Source organism: Bacillus bingmayongensis (assembly GCF_000299035.1).
GTDB classification, from domain to species: domain Bacteria; phylum Bacillota; class Bacilli; order Bacillales; family Bacillaceae_G; genus Bacillus_A; species Bacillus_A bingmayongensis.
Window position 1 is genome coordinate 202,917 of record NZ_JH921521.1, and the last position, 24,369, is coordinate 227,285.

Annotated in this window: 20 protein-coding genes, 1 pseudogene and 1 riboswitch; of the genes and pseudogenes, 6 read left to right on the plus strand and 15 right to left on the minus strand. The window is 35.5% G+C overall.

The annotated features are described in order from the left end of the window. Window positions 1–81 precede the first annotated feature (81 nt). Window positions 82–1,221 carry an AimR family lysis-lysogeny pheromone receptor gene (locus Y7E_RS0126170; protein WP_017154169.1) on the minus strand — a complete coding sequence of 380 codons (1,140 nt, stop codon included), beginning with the start codon at window positions 1,219–1,221 and terminating at the stop codon, window positions 82–84. 496 nt (window positions 1,222–1,717) lie between these two features. Between Y7E_RS0126170 and Y7E_RS0126175 the strand changes: the two genes are divergently transcribed. Together Y7E_RS0126175 and Y7E_RS34610 are read left to right on the plus strand one after the other, a co-directional pair. Continuing rightward, window positions 1,718–2,071 carry a helix-turn-helix domain-containing protein gene (locus Y7E_RS0126175; protein ID WP_026049360.1) on the plus strand — a complete coding sequence of 118 codons (354 nt, stop codon included), beginning with the start codon at window positions 1,718–1,720 and terminating at the stop codon, window positions 2,069–2,071. A 189-nt stretch (window positions 2,072–2,260) separates the two neighbouring features. Further along, a complete protein-coding gene (locus tag Y7E_RS34610) occupies window positions 2,261–3,055 on the plus strand; it encodes a hypothetical protein (protein WP_017154171.1) in 795 nt (264 codons plus the stop codon). Window positions 3,056–3,381: 326 nt separating this feature from the next. Here the strand turns inward: Y7E_RS34610 and Y7E_RS33800 are convergent, their stop codons facing one another. Beyond that, complete coding sequence (locus tag Y7E_RS33800) at window positions 3,382–3,540, minus strand: hypothetical protein (protein WP_017154172.1); 159 nt, start codon at window positions 3,538–3,540, stop codon at window positions 3,382–3,384. Between the two features lie 173 nt (window positions 3,541–3,713). Here Y7E_RS33800 and Y7E_RS0126190 point away from each other — a divergent pair, with 173 nt between their 5' ends. Further along, a complete protein-coding gene (locus Y7E_RS0126190; protein WP_017154173.1) occupies window positions 3,714–4,838 on the plus strand; it encodes a tyrosine-type recombinase/integrase in 1,125 nt (374 codons plus the stop codon). A gap of 58 nt (window positions 4,839–4,896) precedes the next feature. Here Y7E_RS0126190 and rlmD read toward each other — a convergent pair whose 3' ends face one another. After that, a complete protein-coding gene (gene rlmD, locus Y7E_RS0126195) occupies window positions 4,897–6,276 on the minus strand; it encodes a 23S rRNA (uracil(1939)-C(5))-methyltransferase RlmD (RefSeq protein ID WP_017154174.1) in 1,380 nt (459 codons plus the stop codon). 121 nt (window positions 6,277–6,397) lie between these two features. Then, window positions 6,398–6,499: riboswitch (purine riboswitch) on the plus strand. A gap of 206 nt (window positions 6,500–6,705) precedes the next feature. Between rlmD and Y7E_RS0126200 the strand changes: the two genes are divergently transcribed. From Y7E_RS0126200 to Y7E_RS0126210, 3 genes and pseudogenes are all read left to right on the plus strand, one after another. Continuing rightward, entirely contained in the window at window positions 6,706–7,902 is a 1,197-nt protein-coding gene (locus Y7E_RS0126200) for a NupC/NupG family nucleoside CNT transporter (protein WP_017154175.1), read from the plus strand. A gap of 315 nt (window positions 7,903–8,217) precedes the next feature. Further along, a pseudogene (locus Y7E_RS30430) lies at window positions 8,218–9,046 on the plus strand (polysaccharide deacetylase family protein); the annotation flags it as partial. Window positions 9,047–9,277: 231 nt separating this feature from the next. Continuing rightward, window positions 9,278–10,507 (plus strand): aminopeptidase, encoded by a 1,230-nt coding sequence (locus tag Y7E_RS0126210; protein ID WP_017154178.1) that lies wholly within the window; start codon window positions 9,278–9,280, stop codon window positions 10,505–10,507. A gap of 334 nt (window positions 10,508–10,841) precedes the next feature. On the opposite strand, the gene Y7E_RS0126220 is transcribed toward Y7E_RS0126210, so the two are convergent. From Y7E_RS0126220 to Y7E_RS0126285, 12 genes are all read right to left on the minus strand, one after another. Further along, window positions 10,842–12,293 (minus strand): NAD-dependent succinate-semialdehyde dehydrogenase, encoded by a 1,452-nt coding sequence (locus Y7E_RS0126220; RefSeq protein ID WP_017154179.1) that lies wholly within the window; start codon window positions 12,291–12,293, stop codon window positions 10,842–10,844. Window positions 12,294–12,404: 111 nt separating this feature from the next. After that, window positions 12,405–13,778 (minus strand): sigma-54 interaction domain-containing protein, encoded by a 1,374-nt coding sequence (locus Y7E_RS0126230; RefSeq protein WP_017154181.1) that lies wholly within the window; start codon window positions 13,776–13,778, stop codon window positions 12,405–12,407. Window positions 13,779–14,111: 333 nt separating this feature from the next. Then, the gene (gabT, locus tag Y7E_RS0126235; protein WP_017154182.1) at window positions 14,112–15,473 is read right to left on the minus strand and encodes a 4-aminobutyrate--2-oxoglutarate transaminase; all 1,362 of its coding nucleotides are present in this window, start codon (window positions 15,471–15,473) and stop codon (window positions 14,112–14,114) included. A gap of 158 nt (window positions 15,474–15,631) precedes the next feature. Continuing rightward, complete coding sequence (locus tag Y7E_RS0126240; protein ID WP_017154183.1) at window positions 15,632–16,378, minus strand: HAD family hydrolase; 747 nt, start codon at window positions 16,376–16,378, stop codon at window positions 15,632–15,634. Between the two features lie 127 nt (window positions 16,379–16,505). Then, window positions 16,506–17,411 (minus strand): diacylglycerol kinase, encoded by a 906-nt coding sequence (locus tag Y7E_RS0126245; protein WP_017154184.1) that lies wholly within the window; start codon window positions 17,409–17,411, stop codon window positions 16,506–16,508. A 486-nt stretch (window positions 17,412–17,897) separates the two neighbouring features. After that, on the minus strand, window positions 17,898–19,328 hold the full coding sequence (gatB, locus tag Y7E_RS0126250; RefSeq protein ID WP_017154185.1) for an Asp-tRNA(Asn)/Glu-tRNA(Gln) amidotransferase subunit GatB: 1,431 nt from the start codon (window positions 19,326–19,328) through the stop codon (window positions 17,898–17,900). Between the two features lie 14 nt (window positions 19,329–19,342). Further along, window positions 19,343–20,800 (minus strand): Asp-tRNA(Asn)/Glu-tRNA(Gln) amidotransferase subunit GatA, encoded by a 1,458-nt coding sequence (gene gatA / locus Y7E_RS0126255; RefSeq protein ID WP_017154186.1) that lies wholly within the window; start codon window positions 20,798–20,800, stop codon window positions 19,343–19,345. Between the two features lie 15 nt (window positions 20,801–20,815). After that, a complete protein-coding gene (gene gatC, locus Y7E_RS0126260) occupies window positions 20,816–21,106 on the minus strand; it encodes an Asp-tRNA(Asn)/Glu-tRNA(Gln) amidotransferase subunit GatC (protein WP_017154187.1) in 291 nt (96 codons plus the stop codon). A gap of 141 nt (window positions 21,107–21,247) precedes the next feature. Continuing rightward, window positions 21,248–21,484 carry a YiaA/YiaB family inner membrane protein gene (locus Y7E_RS0126265; RefSeq protein WP_017154188.1) on the minus strand — a complete coding sequence of 79 codons (237 nt, stop codon included), beginning with the start codon at window positions 21,482–21,484 and terminating at the stop codon, window positions 21,248–21,250. 419 nt (window positions 21,485–21,903) lie between these two features. Then, the gene (locus Y7E_RS0126270) at window positions 21,904–22,761 is read right to left on the minus strand and encodes a peptidylprolyl isomerase (RefSeq protein WP_017154189.1); all 858 of its coding nucleotides are present in this window, start codon (window positions 22,759–22,761) and stop codon (window positions 21,904–21,906) included. 213 nt (window positions 22,762–22,974) lie between these two features. Beyond that, window positions 22,975–23,391, minus strand: coding sequence for a GtrA family protein (locus Y7E_RS0126280; protein WP_017154191.1), 417 nt, complete (start codon window positions 23,389–23,391; stop codon window positions 22,975–22,977). Then, window positions 23,384–24,364 (minus strand): glycosyltransferase family 2 protein, encoded by a 981-nt coding sequence (locus tag Y7E_RS0126285; protein WP_017154192.1) that lies wholly within the window; start codon window positions 24,362–24,364, stop codon window positions 23,384–23,386. The genes Y7E_RS0126280 and Y7E_RS0126285 overlap by 8 nt, the downstream gene beginning before the upstream one ends. Window positions 24,365–24,369 lie beyond the last annotated feature (5 nt).

Genomic DNA, 24,369 nt, shown 5'->3' on the forward strand with positions numbered 1-24,369 from the left:
GGCACTAATTTTTGTATCCGCCTTATGTACTAATGTGCATAAGGTAAAGGTACAGATTATTGTTGCTATAATTTTTTTCACTTAGCTCACCTGCTCTTTCGTTAAGGCTTCACGAACAGCCTGCATATAATATATATTACCATTTTTGGCAAGTTCTAGCAACGCTTTATTAAGATATTCTGTCCTTTTTTCTGGTCTAGCATAGGCGTAATAATACCATTGAAAACCAGTCAAATTTCCGTTCTCTTCTAGTAATTCATTTAACAACTTAATAGCAAGGTTTCGATCACCAAACTTCGCTTCAAAAAAAGCAATTTCGGCTTTATCTATTGCTGTAAAATCAATTTTATCAAGATTAAAGTTATGTTCTATGTAAAGAAAAGCTAATGTTGTATGAAATGATTTGTATTTTCTAGTTTTCTGTGCAGAAGATACTTCTTTTAATAAACTAATAGATTCTAGGATGTACTTTTCAGCTTTTAAAATTTCTCCCGAAAATATATAAGATTCCCCAATGCAACATAATGCTGTGGCTTTAGTGATTAAAGCATTAAAACTTGATTCTACGACTTTATTAGCTATCCTACGGCTTTCACTAACATTATTATTTAGAAGCTGTATATAGGCTTGGCGCTCATAAAAATGTAATTCTACACATTGTTTTACAAACTTATTTTTTACTTTTGGCAGTGCATTTCTAGCGTTATCAGCATGCGGAAGCATCGCGCTATAATTCCCATGGTCATACATACATACCGTTAATAACAGTTCAATAAGTATTTGACGGTCTACGTCTTCTATTTTTGTTAGTTTATTGACCAAATTACTTAATTCTTGTCCACGCGCCTCATTACGATTTCTCTTATTGAAAAGTTCATATACATCAATATATCTTTGTAAACTTTCATTTTCTTTATATTTTCTAATTAAATATTGAATCGTGTCATATTCCCCAGCTGCTTGACAATAAAAAAGAGCTTTTTTTACATTCAAATCACTTATGCATTTCATTGCGAATTTTTTTATCTTCAATCTAATTTCTTTTTGATTACCATACACTTCATTTAACAACTTCAAAAAATTATCAAATTTCATTTCGAATTTCCCATTGAGTCCATTGCTAAGTGTCGTACTACTAACACCTATTTTTATAGCTAGATCATTTCTAACCATATTGTTGGAATCAATAAAATCTCGCACTTCTTTCATTAACTTCTTCATTTTTGCTCCTCCTAATGGAACAAAGACTTCGCTCATTTTCTCAACTGTTTTAACGGGAATTTAATACCATAGTAATGTTTTAGTATTATCGGCATGTTATAATGTAAATGTTACTCGTGAAGTGACCGAAAATAGACTTATGGCAGATGTTCCCTCTTGTGAGTCGAGGCGAACGGTGTAAGAGTGGGCGAACACTACTTACACACGCTGTGAGTCTTTTTTTCGTTCCTTTTATTTAGTTTTCATAATACCACAAATTTCCCAATATTCGGTCATAGAGTTATCTGATATTTATTGAGAAAGTTTAAAAATCGCTACAAATTGACATTTCTTGTATGAGAAAACCCATAAGAATATTTTACCACATAAAAACAAAAATGAGAACGAACGTTCTTTTTATTTTCCATTCAACTATACTCAGCAATCATATTATCATATACTGATTGTTTTACAATCATATATAGTATATTGGATTTCTAAAGACTATACTCGAATTATGAAAGCGTTAGAAGTGTTTGGACAAAATTTAAAGAAGCTTAGAAAATCTAGAGATTTAACTCAAGAACAACTCGGTGAAAAACTAAACCTCAGTCGTAATCAGATAAATAATTATGAGAATGCAATGTTTGAGCCGAGTATGGAAACTATCCTTCAGATCAGATCATTTTTCGGTGTATCGCTAGACTTTCTTTTTAATGGATATAGCGATACGAATGACAAAATGTTACGTAACACTCTCAAAGAAGTTCAACAAACGTATGCGGCGCTAGATGAATTTCAGAGAGAGCGTTACTGTAAACAACTCTTATTTTACTCAAAAGCTTTAGCTGAAAATGACGAGTTGTTATGATTTGATTTTAGAAGAAATGTTTTCCAATTTCAAATTGTAAAATATTCATTTTTTTACAATTTGAGCAAGAGAGCTATTAGCTCTCTTTTTTTATTTGTCTATTCGACATAATATAACAATTTATCAATACCATATTTGTTATGCTAACTTCAGAAATCTTACATTTTATATAATTGGAGGAATTGTATTATGAAGAAACCATTCTATAAAAAATGGTGGTTCTGGGTTATTGCTGTCATTGTAGTATTAGGAATTGCCGGAAATATTGGTAGTAAAAAAGAAGATACTACAAAAGTTTCTACCGAAGTAAAGAAGGAACCACTTAAAGAGGAAGCTAATTCAGAAGCTAAAGAAGAACAATCTAGAAAATCAGTAAAAGAGTTTACAGAAGAATTAAAAAGACCTATTCAAAATAATGCATCAAAACAAGAAGAGAATGCCCCAAAAATAAAACCAGAAACTAAAAAAGAAGAACCAGCAAAACAAGAACAGCCTAAACAAGAAGAAACAAAAACTAATGTGAATTCAGATAAAACCACTTATGAAAATGAAATAAAACCCAAAATTGATTCCATGATAAAAGAGTATGATGAGATATGGAATCAAGAATGGCGACCAGTTTGGACTGAAGTAAGCAAAGATGTTTCATCTATGGATCCAAATGTTTTAAAAGAAAAAATGGAACTCATTTCAAATAAATACGATACACTCTCTAAAAAAAATACAGAATTTAAAGATACTGAAAAGCTACACGATCCAGTTCTAAAAGAAAAAATCGAGAAATTTAGAGTGGAATTTGGTTTAGCAACTAACTATAGAAGTAATGCTGCAAACGCTGTGCAACAAGGTTTAAAAGGAGTTGCTCCAATGAAAGGAAGAATGGAAGAGGCTCAAAAATCGATTAAACTTTCCGATCAAAAAATTATTAATGCTACGGCTAGTTTAGTTGAAACCGAAACAGAGTTAGGCATTAAACGTAACTAAGTTCATAGGTCAATATCTCAAATAAAATACTGATTTTGTATCAATAAAAAAAGCCCACAAATTTTGTGGACTTAGAAGTATGGATACGTATATTTTACCATAGATTTTTATTTTGTGGACCTTCATAAACTTACTATTCATTCTCCGCTATCTGCGTTGACCAAAAAATAAGATTATGGTATATTTGCACTAGAATCACCACTGTATAGTGAATATATATTTACTATATAGTGAGTATGACACTTATCTGAATTGCATAGAATAAAAGAAGAGATGCTGTAACATCTCTTCCAGTAACTGCCGCCATCAGATGGCAAGGTTGCTATTTATTTTCTTTTAGAGCTACCCTGCTTCCTACGGCGAGGGGTGGCTCTTTTACTTTTCTTAAACAAGCTGTTAGCAAACTTATTTGCATAAGCTGTAACAACTATAGTTAGGAATACCTTGAGTAAATCCTGAGACAAAGAAAGTAAATATTCCATCATAAGGGTCACCTCCTTTCTCTCTAAAATACAGAGAAAGGATAGCAACCAGCCACCCGACGTATACAGTTGAATATAGTTTACCATAAAGTAACTCAAATGAGTTACTTTTTCCTTTTTATAATACTGGAATTATCTGTGCTATTAGAATACTATTGATTCAAGGAGGTATGGATATGAAAGGATATTTTAGAAAGCGTGGTACAAAGTGGTCATTTACAATTGATATTGGTCGCGATCCGCTCACAGGTAAAAGGAAACAAAAAACAGTATCAGGCTTTAAAACAAAGAAAGAAGCCGAAAGAGCATGTAATGAACTTACTCATCAATTTAATACCGGAAGTCTAGTTGATGATAAGAATCTTACTCTCAGTGAATATTTACAAGAGTGGCTTGAAAACACAGCTAAGCAACGAGTGAGAGAAACTACATTTATCAATTATAGACGAGCTGTGAACAGTAGGATTATCCCTGTACTTGGTTCACAAAAACTAAAAGACTTAAAACCCCTGCATGGGCAACGATTTGTTAAATCACTAATCGATGAAGAATTATCTCCTAAATATATTGAATATATTTTTGTTGTTTTAAAAGGGGCATTAGAAGATGCGGTTAAATGGGAACTTCTATATAAAAACCCATTTGAGCATGTAGAAATTCCTCGACCACGAAGAGTGGTCAATAATACGTGGTCAATTGAGGAGACAAAAACATTTTTAACATATGCTAAATTTGATAATCCTATCTACTACCATTTATTTTTACTTGCACTCAATACAGGTATGCGTAGAGGTGAGTTACTAGGTTTAAAGTGGAAAAATGTAGATTTAGTTGAAGGTAAGATCAGTGTGACGGAAACTCTAATTTACGATGAATTAGGATTTCGATTTACAGAACCAAAAACATCAGGTTCTAAACGTTTAATTTCCATCGACCAAAACTTATGTAAAGAGTTAAAAAGTTATAAAGTAAAACAAAGTGAATTTAAATTATCCATTGGTACAGCTTATAAAGATAATGATTTAGTCTTCTGTAGAGAAGATGGTCAGCCAATATATCCAAGAACATTAACTACTGTTTTTGAAAGGTTTGTAAAAACATCACAAGTTCCTAAAATTAGATTCCATGACTTACGACACACTCATGCTACACTTCTTCTTAAATTAGGCATTAATCCAAAAGTCGTAAGTGAACGATTAGGGCATAATTCTATTAAGACCACATTGGACACTTATAGTCATGTTACATTAGATATGCAAGAAAGTGCCACTATAGCACTAAGTGAGGCTTTAAAATCATAAAATAATTGTTGATGTGGTCCGAATGTGGTCAAACCCATCAACAATTATTATGAAATCCCTATATATCAAGGCTTAACCAAGCCACACACTCCACATGAGTAGTATGCGGGAACATATCAACAGGTTGTACTTCCTGTGTTTTATATCCGCCTTCTTCTAATACTTTTAAGTCACGTGCAAGTGTCGCCGGGTTACATGATACGTATACGACACGCTTTGGCTTCATATCAATGATTGTGTTTAGTAATGCTTCATCACAACCTTTACGCGGTGGATCAACGACGATTGTATCCGCGATTATGCCTTCTTTGTACCAGTTTGGAATGACTACTTCTGCTTCTCCAACTGCAAATTCAGCGTTTGTCATGTTGTTTAGTGCCGCATTTCGGTTTGCGTCTTCGATTGCTTCTGGGACGATTTCAACGCCATATACTTTCTTTGCTTTTTGCGCTAAGAATAGCGAGATTGATCCGATTCCACAATATGCGTCGATGACTGTTTCGTTTCCATCTAGCTTTGCATATTCTAATGCTTTATCATATAGCACCTTCGTTTGTTCTGGATTTACTTGATAGAAAGAACGTGCTGAGATAGCAAATTTAATGTCACCGATAAAGTCATAAATGTATTCTGATCCGTATAGGACTGTTGTTGTGTCTCCGAAGATTACGTTTGTGCGTTTCGTATTTACGTTTTGAACAATTGATTTTACATTTGGGAACTTCGCTGTAATTTCTTCGATGATTGCCTTTTTATTCGGAAGTTCTACCGTACGTGTAATGAAGACAAGCATAATTTCCCTTGTTACTTGTCCATAACGAGCCATCACGTGACGAAGTGTTCCTTTATGACGTTCTTCGTTATACGCCGCGATACCGTGTTTTTCGCAAATACGTTTTACTTCTTGAATTAACGTATCGTTTTCTTCTGCTTGAATTAAGCATGTTTCCATATTAATGATGTCATGCGTCCCTTGGCGGTAGAAGCCAGCTACAAGTCCGCCTTCACGTTCTCCAATTGGCACTTGTGCTTTGTTTCGATATACCCACGGGTTTTCCATACCAAGAACAGGATGAACTGGTACATCATGAAGTCCACCGATACGCTCAATCACGTCACGTACTTGTTTTTCCTTCGCCTTTAGTTGTCCTTCATACGTTAAGTGCTGAAGCTGACAACCGCCGCATTGATTGTAAACTGGGCACTCTGCATCTTTACGATACGGGCTTTCTGTATGAAGCTTCATTAAACGACCAAATGCGAAGTTTTTCTTTACTTTAATAACCTTAATTTGTGCTTCTTCACCTGGTAATCCGTTTTTCACGAAAATAGGATATCCTTTTACTTTCGCAACACCGGCACCATCATGTGTTAAATCTTCAAATACTACATCTATAAACTCGTTTTTTTCAACTGGTGGCGTCATTTTATTAACCATTTTCCGACCTCTCTTTTTCATAACACTGCGTTACATTTTATCATACTTATATGGTCTTTTTCTATTGGAAGAAAAAAAGCTATTGACGGTGCTTCTCTATTAATGTTACGCTACTACTAATTTAATACGGACGATGTTACCTCATATATACTTGATAATATGGATCGAGAGTTTCTACCCGGCAACCGAAAATTGCTGGACTATGGGGAAAACTAATGAATATTAGCTTGTTTGTGTATACAAAGACTCATATTGATTAGCTTTCTCTCATAGATGAAAGTGAATCCATATGAGTCTTTTTTATTTTTTACTTTTCTAAAAGGTCAGACATCTTACGTATGACATAAAACTTCTCCTATTTTATTTATTAGTTATATAACGAGCGTTTTATGCAAAAACTTTATACGAACTTCTGAAAGGGGCAACTACATGCAATATGTAATGAGCGTTATCGGTATTCTTGCCGTGCTAGGTTTATGTTTTGCTTTGTCAAACAACAAAAGTAAAATCAACTTCCGTGCAATTGCTATTATGATGGGTTTCCAAATTTTAATTGGTTGGTTTATGTTTGGCACAAAAATTGGTCAAGAGATCATCATTTTTATTAGTAAAGTCTTCAACAAGCTGATTAAACTTGGTACAACAGGTGTTGACTTCCTATTTAATGGAATTCAAAGAGACTTTGTCTTTTTCTTCAACGTACTATTAATTATCGTCTTTTTTTCAACACTACTTTCTATTTTTAGTTATTTAGGCGTTTTACCATTCATCGTTCGCATTGTCGGCGGTGCGATTTCAAAAATTACCGGTTTACCACGCGTTGAATCATTCCATGCGGTAAACTCTGTATTCTTCGGTTCAAGTGAAGCATTAATCGTAATTAAAAATGACCTAAAGCATTTTAATAAAAACCGTATGTTTATCATTTGCTGTTCAGCAATGAGCTCAGTTTCAGCTTCTGTTACAGCATCTTATGTTATGATGTTAGATGCGAAATACGTACTAGCAGCACTTCCACTGAACTTATTCTCTAGCTTAATTGTGTGTTCATTATTAACACCAGTTGATACGAAAAAAGAAGAAGAAACGGTTCAAAAATTTGAAAGAAGTCTATTCGGTGACAGCCTCATCGGTGCAATGATTAACGGTGCATTAGATGGTTTAAAAGTAGCTGGTATCGTTGCCGCTTTAATGATTGCATTTATTGGCGTTATGGAAGTTGTAAACTATGTGATTAGTGCAGCTTCAGGCGCAATGGGACATGCGCTTACACTGCAACAAATCTTCGGTTATATTCTTGCTCCATTTGCATTCCTAATGGGTATTCCAGCACACGATATTATCCCAGCTGGTGGAATCATGGGAACAAAAATTGTCTTAAATGAATTCGTGGCCATTCTTGATTTAAAAGAAGTTGCCAAAACGTTATCTCCACGTACAGTTGGAATCGTTACTGTATTCTTAATTAGTTTCGCAAGTATTAGCCAAATCGGTGCAATCGTCGGTACAATCCGCGCTCTTTCTGAAAAACAAGGAAGCGTCGTATCTAAGTTTGGCTGGAAAATGCTATTTGCATCAACACTTGCTTCTATTTTATCCGCTACGATTGCTGGATTATTTATTTAATAATAAATCACCCTCTCTTCCCTTTTAGTTTTGGATGTTAGGGTGATTTTTTTATGATTAAGAATAACTAATTTAACAATGTAATCATATGCAATATTGCATACACTCTTCAACACGATTTCTCTTTTGTATATGAAGAAATAAATATATACTAGTATTGGCAAGAAGATGTATTTTTTCTGTTTACAGTGAAAGAAATATCCAACATTAAGCCCCCAAAAGTAGAAAAGCGTTTTTAAAGACACCTCCGAAAATAACTATTTTTGGAGGTGTTTTTTTTATAAAGGACTATATAACTACCATTATTTTCATTTGCAAAATTTTACACAAGACAAAGCCCGTGATTTTGCTCTCCCATTTCATTTACAATCATTTCATTTAAAACGTGGAGAATTTCAAATTGAAACAGTGGGATTAAAAGAAGACAACACAGAAGTTCCTCTAGTGAAATCTACGATTACATTCCAGCAGTATGTACCTTTCCTTATGTACCATGCTATTGAAAAATACCCTGGACCAAGTGATGGTGACTTAGGCTTATATGTACCACCAGAGCAATTTGAAAAACATATGCAATATTTGAAAACTAACGGTTATACAATGTTAACGTTTGAACGTTGGGGTGATGTAAATCGTGTCAATAAACCAGTCTTTGTAACAATGGATGATGGTCGGAAAAATAATATGAATGCTCTTCATATTTTACAAAAATTAAAAGATGATAAATTCTAGCCAGCGGCAACAGAATTCCTAATCTCAAATGATATCGATAAACCAAATCGTCTCACAATCGATGAGGTAAAACAAATGCTTGATTCAGGTATTTTTTCTATTCAATCGCATACCGCTAATCATGCAATGGTGGCTTATACAAGCAATTCTGATGAAGAATTACGTGCATCTAAAGAAAAAATTGAAAATCTTACAGGCAAAAAGGTCATCGCACTTGCCTATCCAGTAGGTTCTTATAATAATCCAGCTGTGGAAGAAACAAAGAAACATTATGAATTTGCAGTAACTACAGATCATGAAACCCACATTACAAAAGGCACACCGAACGAACAATACTTAATTAAACTGCGCAATTGTTGGTCCTAATACAACAATTGCGCAGTTTACATCACTTGTAGAAGAAAAATATTAATAGATTTTTAGGCTGTTTTTATGAAAAAGTGGCCTTTTCATCCATCTATACTACTTTAAAATTAGCTTAAATTATAATTTGGAGCATGTAGACTCCCTTATAGAAATGTTATGATTTGTAAAAAAGTACCAAATATAAATAGAACTCAATCTCAGCTGAGCTCTATTTATATTTTTTAAATTTTCTTGTATTATGTATATAAGAAATCTTTCGAATAAAGGAGATTGTCATATGTCATTTGAACAAACATTAGAAAAGTATGCTGCTCTTGCAGTAAATGTCGGTGTTAATATTCAGCCCGGACAGACATTATCGATTAATGCACCACTTGAGGCAGCTCCATTTGTCCGTCTTGTTACAGAAAAGGCATATAAATCAGGCGCAAAACATGTATATGTAGATTGGAACGATGAAGTTTTAACACGTTTAAAATTTGACTTAGCTCCCGAAGAAGCATTCTCAGAATTCCCTGCTTGGAAGGCGCATGCACGTGAGGAATTAGCAAAAGAAGGCGCTGCATTTATGTCTATCTATGCAGAAAATCCAGATCTATTAAAAGGTGTAGATGCAAAACGAATTGCAAGTGCTCATAAGGTTGCTGGAGAAGCAATGAAAGTATACCGCGATTATGTACAAGCTGATAAAGTAAGCTGGTGCGTTATCTCTGTTCCTACGAAAGAATGGGCAGCAAAAGTGTTCCCTGATGTTGCATCAGAAAAGCAAGAAGAAAAGCTATGGGATGCAATTTTCCAAGCAACTCGTGCAAATCTAGAAAATCCTGTGGAAGCATGGAAAGAACATGATGAAACATTACATAAAAAAGTAAATTACTTAAATGAAAAACATTATAAAGCTCTTCATTATACAGGTCCTGGAACAGATTTAACAATTGAACTTCCAGAAAAACACGTATGGGCTGGAGCTGGTAGCCTAAATGAAAAAAATGTACCATTTATGGCTAACATTCCAACAGAAGAAGTGTTTACGATGCCATTAAAAACAGGTGTAAACGGACAAGTATCGAGTACAAAACCATTAGTATTTGCAGGTAACATTATCGATAACTTTACACTTACATTCGAAAATGGGCGTATTGTAGACTATAAAGCTGATGTTGGCGAAGAAGCTTTAAAACATTTAGTTGAGACAGATGAAGGCTCTCATTTCTTAGGAGAGGTTGCATTAGTACCTCATGATTCACCAATTTCTAATACAAATATTTTATTCTATAATACGCTATTTGATGAAAATGCATCCTGCCATTTAGCAATTGGAAATGCTTATGCATTTAATTTAGTTGGTGGTAAAACAATGACAAAAGAAGAGCTTGCTGAAAATGGAGCAAACTCTAGTATTACACATGAAGACTTTATGATTGGATCAGCTGAACTTGATATCGACGGTATTACAGCTGATGGAAAACGTGAACCTATCTTCCGTAAAGGTAACTGGGCGTTTTAAGAATACAAATTACTTAATGAAAAGAGCTGTTTTTCTAGAAAAAAACAGCTCTTTTCATTTTTAAACACATGCAATATTGCATACTAAAAAGCATTGCGAATCGTACGTCGTCTTAATATAATCAATGTATAAAGTTTTATTATTATAATATTCAAAACAAAAGGAGGAGTTTTCATGACGACAGCAATTGCAATTTTAACATTCGTTGGTAAAGTAATTCCATTAGTAACAGATCTATTGAAAGCACTCATGTAAACTTATTCTCTTATATTAATTCATTCTCACATAATAAAAAGGCTGTTTTCATTTTCAGAAAACAACCTTTTTTACTTTATTATAATCCTAACGAGATATATTTAATTTCTAAATATTCCTCAATTCCAAAATGACCACCTTCACGACCAATACCACTTTCCTTAAATCCACCAAACGGTGCTTGTGCAACTGATGGAAGTCCATCATTCAAACCAATAATTCCATATTCTAATGATTCACTAATCTGGAATGCTTGACTAATGTCTTTTGTAAATACATATGCCGCTAAACCGTACGGTGTATTATTTGCGCGTTCAATTACTTCTTCAACCGTTTCAAATTTCGCAACAGGTGCAACCGGACCAAATGTTTCTTCATTCATACATAACATTGTATCGTTTGCTCCTCCAATTACAGTTGGTTCAATAAAGTGACCATTTAACTCTGCAATTGTTTGGCCACCATAAAGAATTTCACCGCCTTTTTTGATTGCATCTGCGATATGCTCTTGTACTTTTTCTACAGCACTTGCATCAATAAGCGGTCCTACAGTCGTACCTTCTCCAAATCCATCCCCTACCTTAAGCTGGCCTACCGCTTTTTGGAACTTTTCTGCAAATTCTCCATATACCGCTTCTTGTACAAATACACGGTTTGTACATATACATGTTTGACCAGCGTTACGGAACTTCGAACCAATTACCGCTTCTACAGCTTTATCTAAATCTGCATCATTCATTACAATAAATGGGGCATGCCCACCTAGTTCAAGTGACACTTTTTTCATTGTTTTCGCTGCACCGCACATTAATTCTTTTCCGATTTCAGTTGATCCTGTAAATGAAACCTTTCTTACGCGCCCATCCTCCATCCAAGTATCAGCAATTGCCTTTGCACTACCTGTTACAATATTTAAAACACCTTTTGGAATATCTGCTTCATGTGCTAATTCAGCTAATTTTAATGCCGTTAACGGTGTTTGGCTTGCAGGTTTTACAACCGCTGTACAGCCTGCTGCAAGTGCTGGTGCTACTTTTCTTGTAATCATTGCAGCTGGAAAATTCCACGGTGTAATCGCTGCAATAACGCCAACAGGCTGCTTCGTTACTAAAATGCGTTTATTCGGATGAGAAGCTGGAATCATTTCACCATATACTCGCTTTCCTTCTTCCGCATACCACTCTACAAAACTATTTGCATAGTTCACTTCCCCAAGTGCTTCTACAAACGGCTTTCCTTGTTCTTTTGTCATAATCGCCGCAATTTCTTCTTTGTTTTCATCAATTAACGTAAACCACTTCTTTAATTTTTGCGCACGGTCAGCTGCAGTTAATTTTGACCAAGATTTAAAAGCTTCATGTGCAGCATCTACAGCTTGCTTTGCCTCAGTGACTCCGCCCTTCGGAACAGTTGCAAACACTTCCTGCGTCGCCGGGTTATTAATCTCAATTTGTTCCTGTAGCTTAATCCATTCCCCATTTATATACATTGCTTTTTGATCTAAATTTACATACGTCGCTTTCTTATCCAATGTTCTCTTCCTCCTTTATATTCTCTTCATTTTCTACGGTATTTCCTTCATACTTACCGAAAAGCATTCTAACAAAAAAATATCCTCCAAAAATCACCCACCCTAGTACCATTAACCACTCATATGGCCAAATTCCTCTCCTATAAACTTCTTAATTTTCCTAGTCGCTGCAGACTGGCTTATTTTCAAAAACTCTGCTACTTTGTAACTTGATCCATATGTTTTATACGCTTTAAGGATAATATTCCGTTCTACTTCTTCCAGCATTTTATAGAGGCTTTGACCGGATTGCTCAACTGTTGATTTCTGCATCGATAGTGGCAAATCTTCTATTGTCACAAGATCATCTGCAGTAATCACAATACGTTCAATCACATTTTCTATTTCTCTATTATTCCCTTCCCAAGGGTACCCTACAAACATTTGTAAAGTACTAGGAGCCAAATTTACATCACGTCCATACTTTTCGTTAAAATGTTGTAAGTAATGATAAACTAACGGTAAAATATCTTCCGTTCTCTCGCGCAGCGGCGGAATTTGAATAGGAATTACATTCAAACGATAGTATAAATCTTTTCGGAAAGTACCTTGTTTTACCATTTCAGCTAGATCTCTATTCGTAGCTGCGACAATCCGAACATCTACTTTTTTTAGTTCCCTACCTCCTACTGGGCGGAATGTTTTTTCCTGTAATACTTGCAACAGTTTCGCCTGAATTTCAAGCGGCATTTCACCAATCTCGTCTAAAAAAAGGGTCCCTTTATGAGCTAACTCTAAAATTCCTTTTTTTCCTTCACGGTTTGCTCCCGTAAATGAACCACCTGAATAACCAAACAGTTCTGATTCGATTAAATTTGTCGGTAATGCCGCACAATTAATTTCATAAAACATTTCATTTTTACGATGACTCACCTCATGCAAATGACGTACTAATCTACTTTTCCCTACGCCGGTCTCACCTAAAATAAGGACTGTACTATCTACCACAGAAACTTTTTTGATTGTTGTGACTATTTTTTGCATAGCTATACTTTTAAAAATAAGCCCTTCATGTTCATACGTTTCTCTTAACTCTTTTTTATATGTCTTTAACTGATTATCCATCTCCTCTACCTTTTTGCGTAATTGATAGAGTTCAGTGAGGTCACGAGAATAACTAATCACCCTTCGCAAATTTCCTTGTTCATCAAATACAGGTCTTGTACGGACATGCAAATATTCTCCCGACTTTGTTGTCTGAACAAGTTCAATTGGCTTTTTCTTCTCAATTACTTCTAATGTTGCAGATGGATAAAAAATCCCTTCTTTTTGCAGCTCTTTTACATGCTTTCCCACTAACTCTTCAGCAGATAATTGATAGTGTCTTTCACATGTACTATTTACACGGACGACAGTCCCTTCCTCATCCGTAACAAAAATTTCATCAAATGCATATTCAAACACATCTTTTAAATCCATAAATGCTCGTTCCTTTTCTGCAACCATTCCAGCCACTCCTCAAATTCAAGTACATTGCTTCACTTTATTATCACTTACATTTCATTATAAAGTGAAATCTTCATTTAAGGGAATTTTCTGTACTTTTAAACGAAGTAAACTAGAATGATTGCAAATATGTTATATATAAATACATTTTATTTTTTCAACATATAAGTCGCTGCTAAGAAGAACAAAAGGTGACCTACACTCGTTTTCTCTCTTTCTTTTAACTTTGCATGGGGCAAAAAGAGGGTCTGATCGCTTCTATGCATGGACGGATGCTCTCTCCCACCTAAAAGGAAAGGCTTTATGTCGTTTTTTCAATTTGTATTCTATTATTTACACACGAGCGATATCTGCTTGCTCATAACAAACTTGCAAGGAATCTTCAATAATTGTAAGCCCCTCTTCTAGTTGTTCATCTGTAATGACCAGTGGCATTAACACACGAACTACATTCCCATACGTTCCAGCTGATAATAAGAGCAGTCCGCGTTTATTCGCTTCAGCACATAAACTTGCTGTTAATGCTTTATCTGCTTCTTTCGTTGTACGATCTTTAACAAGTTCGAATGCACACATCGCTCCTAAACCACGCACATCACCAATACAGTTATATTTTTTCTTCATTTCTTCAAATCGATCCATTACAACTTTCCCTACATGAAGAGCTCGATCATTTAATTTTTCTTTCTCTATAATATCCAAAACAGCTAATGCCGCCGCGCATCCTAATGGACTTCCAGCATATGTTCCACCAAGTTCCCCTGGTGCTGATTCATTCATAACTTCTTTTCGGCCAATAACGCCACTAATTGGTACTCCTGCCCCTAATGATTTCGAAACAGTAATTAAATCTGGAACGACATCATAGTGATCAATTGCAAAGTATTTTCCTGTACGGCTAAAACCTGTTTGAATTTCATCAGCTACAAATAAAATGCCATGTTCAGAGCAAAGATGACGTACTTCTTGTACAAACTTCTTACTTGGAACGATAAAACCACCTTCGCCTTGGACTGGTTCCATCACAACAGCTGCTATGCTTTCTGGTGCAACTTCTGATATTAAAAAGTGCTTAAATTCTTCAATAATAAAGTTATCGTATTGTTCGTCTGTTAAACCTTCTGGACGACGATATTCATATGGGAATGGTGCTTTATATACTTCTGGTGCAAATGGGCCGAATCCGAATTTATAAGGCTTTACTTTACTTGTCATCGTCATTGTCATCAATGTACGACCATGAAATCCTTTTGAAAACGCAATAATGCCAGGTCTTTTCGTATATTTACGAGCAATTTTCACAGCATTTTCAACTGCTTCAGCACCGCTATTTAAAAATAGTACTTGTTTCTCAAAGTTTCCAGGAGCTAATGCAGCAAGCTTCTCTGCTAATTCAATATATGGCTCATACATCATGACATTAAAACCAGTATGAATATATTGGTCTACTTGTTTATGAAGTGCTTCTTTCACAGCAGGGTGGCAATGTCCTACGTTAATCGTTCCGATTGCTCCGGCAAAATCGATAAATTGATTTCCATCTACATCTGTCACAAGCGCACCATCGGCTGACTGTACGAATGTTGAAATCCCATTACTCACACCTCTTGGTACGATATTTTGACGGCGCTCTAATAAAGAAGCTGCCTTTGGTCCTGGAATTTGTTCATTTACTTTAGCGAATTTTGTATTCATCGTTTCTCCCATCCTTTTCTATGCTATGATTTTCTTTTTCTATATTGCAAAATACATGCCAACTTAATGAATACAACAATTTTCTAGTTTTCTCAGGATTTCGACATAAAAAATAAGTCTATATTGACTTAATACAAGTCAATATAGACTTATTTTATTTATAGATTAGACTTTTCTCGTTCCCAAATAAGTTCTCCAGAATCAGAAATGAAATTACCGACAGAATCTAATACAATATCTGCAAGTGGTGCTAATGTTTGAAGATCGCTCGTCCCAGAAAGAACTCCAATTGCATAACAAGCCCCGCTATTTTTCGCTAAATGTAAATCGGTCGGTGTATCACCAACTACCGCTACTTCAGATGAATCCAAGCTAAACTTCTCACAAAATGCTTCTACAATTTGTTTATCTGGTTTTTGTGCTGGAAATGTATCTGAAGCTACAATACAATCAAAGAAAGATTCCAATTGATACTGCTTTAAAAATAATTCTGTCGGCGCAAAATCATCAGCTGTCACAACCCCTAAAATGAACCCTTTATCTTTCAATGTTTGTAAAATCCTTGGTAAATCCGCTGTCATCCTCATATAGGAACGATGCTCGTACATGAGAGTAAATAATTTTTCACTTACCCAATGATGCATCTCACACTCTTTTACAGACGGGATGTACTTACAAAGGGCATTTGCCACATCAAGACTTGTTCCAGCCGCTAATGCACTACGCGGATGAACAAACGCCCCTTCCACACCAATTTCTTTCAAAAGAGTTAGTTGTAACGATTGAGGTAAATGGTATAGTTCTATCAGTTCAGTTACAAGCTCTTCCGCTACTTTTATCCAAATTGAATGAAAGTCCATTAATGTTCCATCTTTATCAAATAAAATCGCTTTTACCTTCTTCATACCATCCTACCTTTCGGTTCTTCTCCCATTCAGTGTAGCAAGAAAATGTGGATGTAAAATGAAAAAATTGTAAAAATACCATAAAAATCAAACTAACTTCCAATTTACAATTCAAAAAAAGATGCCTTTATAGGACATCCTCTTTATGTTCCGGAACAAAAAGTTCCAGACAATGATATATATTTTCAAATTCCATCGGTGCGTCTCCACCGTATTCACCATCTAAGTTAATCATTAATTTATCCGGTGAATGAACCTTAATACGATTCGCTTGTGTATATAAAACTTTTGGATTATTAATATGCTCACCGCGTTGTGCTTGTGTTGCCGCTTTAATCAAATCAGCAATAGAGCCCTTCTTCAGCACTAATAAGTCAAATAAGCCATCGTTAATAGATGCATATGGTGCAACCTTTTCAAAACCACCGACTGAGCGCGTATTCGTAATTAAAAACATCGTAATTTCTTCTTGCAGGAGCTTTCCATCATACTCAATTTCAACATATGTTGGATGTAATGATGGGAGCATTTCAATACCTTTTAAATAATAGGCAAGTTGTCCTAAAACTGTTTTTAACTTACTTGGCACTTCATATGTTAATTCTGTAATACGTCCGCCGCCAGCAATGTTAATAAAATATGTATCGTTCGCTCTGCCAAGGTCTAACGGGACAGTCTTACCTTCACAAATAATATCCGCCGCCTCTTCAATAGAACGCGGCACACCAATTGCACGTGCAAAATCATTCGTCGTCCCAACTGGAATGATACCGAATTTTGGACGATGTTCATTCCCTACTAAACCATTTACTACTTCATTTAACGTCCCGTCACCACCTGCTGCAATAACGACATCAAACTTACGATCTGCCGCTTGCCTCGCTGCCACAGTCGCATCTCCAGGACCCGTTGTTGCATGACAAGATGTTTCATATCCAGCTTGTTCTAATTTTTGTAATACTTCTGGTAAACTCTTTTTAAATAACTCACGACCAGAAGTAGGGTTATAAATTATTCTTGCTCGCTTCATCATTCATTAGCACAGGAAATTTCTCATTCATAGAAAAAGAATATACCGAACCCTTATTCAGCGTTCCTATGCCTACCTCCTCTCATCTTCCTATCCTTCTTTTATCCCGCTCAAACAGGCAGTAAGAAACTGATTCGTGTAGCCCTCTATTAGTAAAATGTTCACTAACAAAGGTTTTGCTTTATTTGACCAAGAAATATATCTTTCCACTCTTTATTACTTCTCATTGTTTCACAAAAAATAAATATAACGAATAATAAGTATTTATTATTTCACGAGATGAAAAACTCTCTATGTCTAGATTTATCATTATTCCCACCTTTTTGCAACTATCATACCATAGTTGCTATACAAACATTTTCTCACTTTTGTCAGTTAATCAAACGTTTGTTTAAATAATTTGTTAATTTAAACAAACGTTTGATTAACTCAGAAAAAACACCCAAATATGGGTGCTTTCTCTGCTTAATCTTTAATACTTGTTTTAGCTTATCGTTTATTGATTTCTTCTAACAAGATCTTGTTAACAAGCGGTGGATTCGCTTGTCCTTTTGTTGCTTTCATAATTTGACCAACTAAGAAGCCAATTGCACGGTCTTTACCGTTTTTGAAGTCTTCAATAGATTGTTCATTATTATCAAGAATTTCTGTTACAATCTTACGAAGTGTGCCTTCGTCAGAAATTTGAACAAGACCTTTTGCTTTAACGATTTCTTCTGGGTCTCCACCTTTTTCAATTAACTCATTAAATACTTTTTTCGCAATTTTAGACGAAATTGTACCCTTTTCAATTAATTGAACCATTTTAGATAGTCCAGCTGGCGTTAATGCTACGTCTTTTAATTCTTTTTGTTGCTTATTTAAGTATGCAAGTACTTCACCCATTAACCAGTTTGATGTTAATTTTGCATCTGCACCGTCTGCAACCGTTGCTTCAAAGAAATCAGACATTTCTTTTGTTAACGTTAATACGTGTGCATCGTAAGCTGGTAAGCCAAGCTCTTCAACATAGCGTACTTTACGAGCATCTGGAAGTTCAGGAATAGAAGCACGAACACGCTCTTTCCACGCATCGTCAATATAAAGTTCAACTAAGTCTGGCTCTGGGAAGTAACGGTAATCGTCAGATCCTTCTTTCACACGCATTAAGATTGTTTTCTTCGTTGCTTCATCATAACGACGTGTTTCTTGTTGGATAATACCACCAGATAATAATTCTTTTTCTTGACGTACTTGCTCATGCTCAAGACCTTTTTGTACGTAAGCGAAAGAGTTTAAGTTTTTCAGCTCTGCTTTTGTACCAAACTTCTCTTGTCCAACTGGACGAAGAGAAATGTTTGCATCACAGCGAAGAGAACCTTCTTCCATCTTACAATCAGATACGCCTGTATATTGAATGATTGATTTTAATTTTTCTAAGTATGCATATGCTTCTTCTGGCGTACGCATATCTGGCTCAGATACGATCTCGATTAACGGCATACCTTGACGGTTGTAGTCTACTAATGAGTAGCCTTCACCTGTATGCGTTGATTTACCTGCATCTTCTTCTAAATGAAGACGTGTAATACCGATACGTTTCTTTTTACCGCCTACTTCAATTTCAATCCAACCATTTTCCCCAATTGGTTTATCAAACTGAGAAATTTGGTAAGCTTTCGGGTTATCTGGATAGAAATAGTTTTTACGGTCAAACTTTGTTTCTGTTGCGATTTCACAGTTTAATGCCATTGCAGCTTTCATTGCAAAGTTAACTGCTTCTTTATTTAGAGTTGGAAGCACCCCAGGATATCCTAAGTCAATTACACTTGTTTGTGTATTTGGAGCCGCTCCGAATTCTGTTGGACTCGCAGAGAAAATTTTCGAATTTGTTTTTAACTCAACGTGAACCTCTAAACCAATAATTGTTTCAAAATTCATCTATGCTCGCCTCCTTACAGACTTGCTTTTTTTGTATGATAATCTGTTGCTTGCTCAAATGCATGTGCAACGCGGTAAATCGTCGCTTCATCAAAATGCTTACCGATAATTTGTAAACCAAGCGGCATGTTGTTCGCACCGAATCCACATGGGACAGAAATTGCTGGAACACCCGCTAAGTTTACTGGAATTGTTAAAATATCATTTGCGTACATTGTCATTGGATCATCAATTTTTTCGCCCACTTTAAACGCTGGAGTTGGCGTAGTTGGTCCAATAATAACATCATAGTTAGCAAATACATTTTCAAAGTCATTTTTAATTAATGTACGTACTTGTTGTGCTTTTTTGTAATATGCATCATAGTAACCAGAGCTAAGTGCAAATGTACCAAGCATAATACGGCGTTTTACTTCGTCACCAAAGCCTTCGCTACGCGTATTTTTGTAAAGGTCCATTAAGTTATTCACATTATCAGAACGAACGCCATAGCGTACACCATCAAAGCGTGAAAGGTTAGCAGACGCTTCAGAAGAAGATATTAAGTAGTACGTTGCTAGCGCGTATTTAGAGTGCGGAAGAGATACTTCTTCCCAAGTCGCTCCCATACCTTCTAACACTTTTAAAGCAGCTAGTACTGACTCACGAGCTTCTTCGCCAACACCTTCGCCTAAGTATTCTTTTGGTACAGCGATGCGTAAACCTTTTACGTCGCCTGTTAAACCAGCTAAGTAGTTACCAACTTCAACGTTTGCAGAAGTTGTATCCATACGATCAACACCTGAAATAGCTTGTAATAAGTATGCATTGTCTTCTACTGTACGTGTAATCGGTCCGATTTGGTCAAGAGAAGATGCAAATGCAACTAAACCAAAGCGAGATACACGTCCATATGTTGGTTTTAAACCAACAACGCCGCAATATGCAGCTGGCTGACGGATAGAACCACCTGTATCAGAACCTAAAGAGAATAATACTTCTCCTGCCGCTACTGCTGCTGCAGAGCCACCACTAGATCCGCCCGGAACATAGTCTAAATTCCAAGGGTTTTTCGTAGCATAGAAACCAGAGTTCTCATTTGAAGACCCCATTGCAAACTCGTCCATGTTTAATTTACCGATTGTAATTGTGTCAGCAGCTTTTAGCTTTTGCACAACTGTTGCATCATAAATTGGATCAAAATTTGCTAATATTTTGCTCGCACAAGTTGTACGCAGACCATTTGTTACAATGTTATCTTTCACACCGATTGGCATACCGAATAGTAAACCGTTATCTTCAGCGCCAATCTTCGCATCTAATTCTTTCGCTTTCGCACGTGCATTTTCTTCATCTAATGTAAGAAATGCTTTTACGTTATCTTCAACATCCGCAATACGTTTGTAAGACTCTTCTACTAAATCCGTAACGGAAATTTCTTTGCTGTTTAATTTCTTATGTAACTCTAATACAGAATGATCAAATAATGACATCGAAATTCCCCTCCTCTATTCTAATACTGCTGGAACACGGATTTGATTATCTTTGTGATCCGGTGCATTTTTTAATACTTCTTCAACTGGTAAACCTTTTTCTGGTACATCTTCACGCATAATATTTTTCATATCTAGTACGTGAGTTGTTGGTTTTACATTTGTTGTATCTAATTCATTTAACTGCTCTGCAAATGTAACAATTGCATCGAGTTGTTTTTGGAATTTTTCTGCTTCTTGATCTGTAATTGCAAGACGTGCTAAATGCGCTACATGCTTTACATTCTCCACGGAAATTCTTGACACGGCTAGGCCACCTCCATAATATATCGTTCAATCTACAATACTATTGATGATACCAAATTTTCAGTACTTCAAGCAAGTCAACACACGGCACTTACAGCATTTTTACATAAAAAAAGAAAGGCTTTTGCCTTTCCTCTCAATTTAATCTTTATCTAACGGTTCTTTTTTCGGAAAACGCTCGTTATCTTCTTCATTATCACGGATTGTTTTTTGAAGCACAAAACATGACATCGTTAAAAATAATGTACCTATTAAATAGTATCCTTTTACACTTAGTGTTTCATCTAATGTATAAATACCAATTAACATACCAGAAAGCGCACAAACAAATGAAGTCCATGCTAAAAATGTGAACGCTTGGGTATTTCTTCTCCTCATTGTTCTCCCCCTTGTAGCTGTATATCCATTATAGATAAGTATATTACCATTATGGATTTTTATGTAAAATATACTTCTGTATCTATTACTCTATCACACACATTTTCTATTATAAAGTTTATTTTTCGTTCTAATCTGAAAAAACAAAAAAATAATCATTTTACATTTATTTCAACTAATCAAGGAATGAGAACGGATATTACGAATACTGAAATATTTGTCAGTGGAAGCAATTGTTGGAATATGAATAATTGTTAGACTCACTGCTAGATAACACCTAATAAATTTTCTATCAAGATGAATGTGTAAGCCTTATTTATCACTTTCTAAAACAGAAGTATTCTGTCTGTTATAGATAGAACAACAAGCAGATATTACGATGACTAAAATAACCGAAATTCTCGATATTCCAATTATGGTTAATCCGCGGATAGTTGTTTCTTTAAATCCTTATCCATTATTTCTACATTTTTACTTTTTTTCAGTTTTTCGATTACATCATCAATCGATTTAGCATTAGCACTTAAATAGTCCTTCTTCACTTGTTCTTTAATATCGTTATATTTCTTTTGTTCATGCTTAGTAACCTTAATAATATGGTAACCATAATCCGTTTTCACCGGATCACTGATTGTACCGACTTCTTGCTTAAATGCAGAATCTGCGAATTCCGTAACCATTTCATTACGCATAAACTCACCAAGAGAACCGCCTTTTTCACCAGAAGTTGTATCTGTAGATTTCTCCTTTGCCAGCTTAGCAAAATCCGCTCCATCATCCAGCTGTTGTTTGATTTCAGTTGCTTCTTCTTCCGTACTAACCAAAATATGAGATGCTGTCACATATTCATAGTTCGTCTTATTTTCATTATAATAAGCTTTTAGCTTTTTCTCAGACGTCTTGATTCCTTCCGTAGCAGCCTTTTCTTGAAGCAAGCTTATCTCCAATTGTTCTTTAAAAGAAGCTGCATCGGCATATCCATTACTAGTCAATGCTAATTCAAATTCATCATCTGACCCATACTGAGATTTTATTTCATTGAACGCTTTATTTAATTCTTCATTGGAAATTTTATATTTTGTACTCAATAATTTTTCTTCAATTAAACTTTCTAGCACTGTTGCTCCGCTCGATGTTTTTAGCACCTCATATAAGTCATCTTTTGTAATATTTCCGGCATCCGTTTTTACAATTACTTCACTGCCAGAGGGTGAGCACCCCACCAACCCAATAGTAAGCGCTAGACTGAAAGATAAAGCTGCGATTGTTTTTTTCATTTTTTTGATCTCCGTTCTATAGTAATATATGTGAAATTTCCTAATGGAATGTGTTTGTTTTTTACGTATACTCTCTTTCATTTGAACTAGAAAAACTTTAATAGCTATTTAAAAATCGAATGGTAAATTTATTTATCAGTATCCCTTTTGACTACGCTTTTGTTGCTAGCAACAAAACAGATACCTAGCCCAGCTGTCAAAATTACTGTTTTTTTAATTTTCATTTGGGCCCACTCCTTTATTGCAAGAAACACGGAACACCCAATATCGGCTTCCTATAAAATTTATTAAACTACCAATCAACGTTGCAGTCACTTTAGAAACAGCCAAAGACTGCTCTAAAGTGTCATGCATACCACTTAGTATTAGAGATACTACAACAAGACTCAAAAGATTAACGCATATAAATTTCAATGGTTCTTTTACAACTTGTTTTCTTCCTTTTGGTTGGAAAGGCCACTGTCTGTTAAGCAAGTAGCTGTTTACTATGCCGCAACTATAGGATATCCACTGGGCCGGTAAAAGCGGTATCCCCGTCATGACCAGCAATGTAAAAATCATTATATCGATACCAGTATTAAGCGAACCCACTGCTAAGAATTTCAAAGCTTGTATCCAACTTTTATTCATAAACTACCTCATGATTCGTTGTTAACTTTTCCTTTGCCTGTTCCCCATAGAATTCCCGTATGATATATAAGGGTCTTCCTTTTGTTTCATCATAGATCCGCCCAATATATTCACCGATAATCCCTAGCATAAATAGCATAAAGCCGTTAAAGATTAGCATAATACTAATCATGGAAGGCCAACCTTTCATAGTTGCTTCAGTAAAAAGAGTGAGATACAGAACATACATAAAGTATAGGAAACCCGATCCAGATAGAAGTAGCCCGGAATAAATCGCCAACTTCAAGGGCTTATAAGAGAAAGAAAGAATTCCATCCAAGCATAGCTTTATCATTCGCTTAAGAGGATATTTGGTTTCACCTGCCAGCCTTTCATCTCGAACATATTCAACAGATGTTTGACGGAATCCAACCCAACTGACTAATCCTCGGACAAATCTATTATTCTCGGTTATCCGTTTCATTTCTTTACATACCTTTTGTTCCATAAGACGAAAATCTCCCGTATCCACCGGTATATCGATATCTGTAGAAGCGCGAAGCACACGGTAAAACATGCTTGCTGACCACTTTTTAAACCATGTTTCTCCCTTACGCTTTATTCGTTTTGCATAGACTACTTCGTAGCCTTCTTTCCATTTTTCAATCATTTGCAGAATCAATTCAGGTGGGTCCTGTAAATCAGCGTCAATGATAATAACCGCATTCCCTTTTGCATAATCCATGCCAGCTGTGATGGCAATCTGATGACCAAAGTTCCGGGAAAAATCAATGAGCTTCACTGCTTTATCGCATCTGGCAAAGTCTTTTATAATATCAGCACATTTGTCTTGGCTTCCGTCATTAATGAACAGTAATTCATACGTATCATTCGTATCCTTCATGACCTTTTTCAGTCTCCGGTAGGTTTCTTCAATAACAGCTTCTTCGTTATACATGGGAATTATAATCGAATAACATATATCGTTTCTCATTCTTG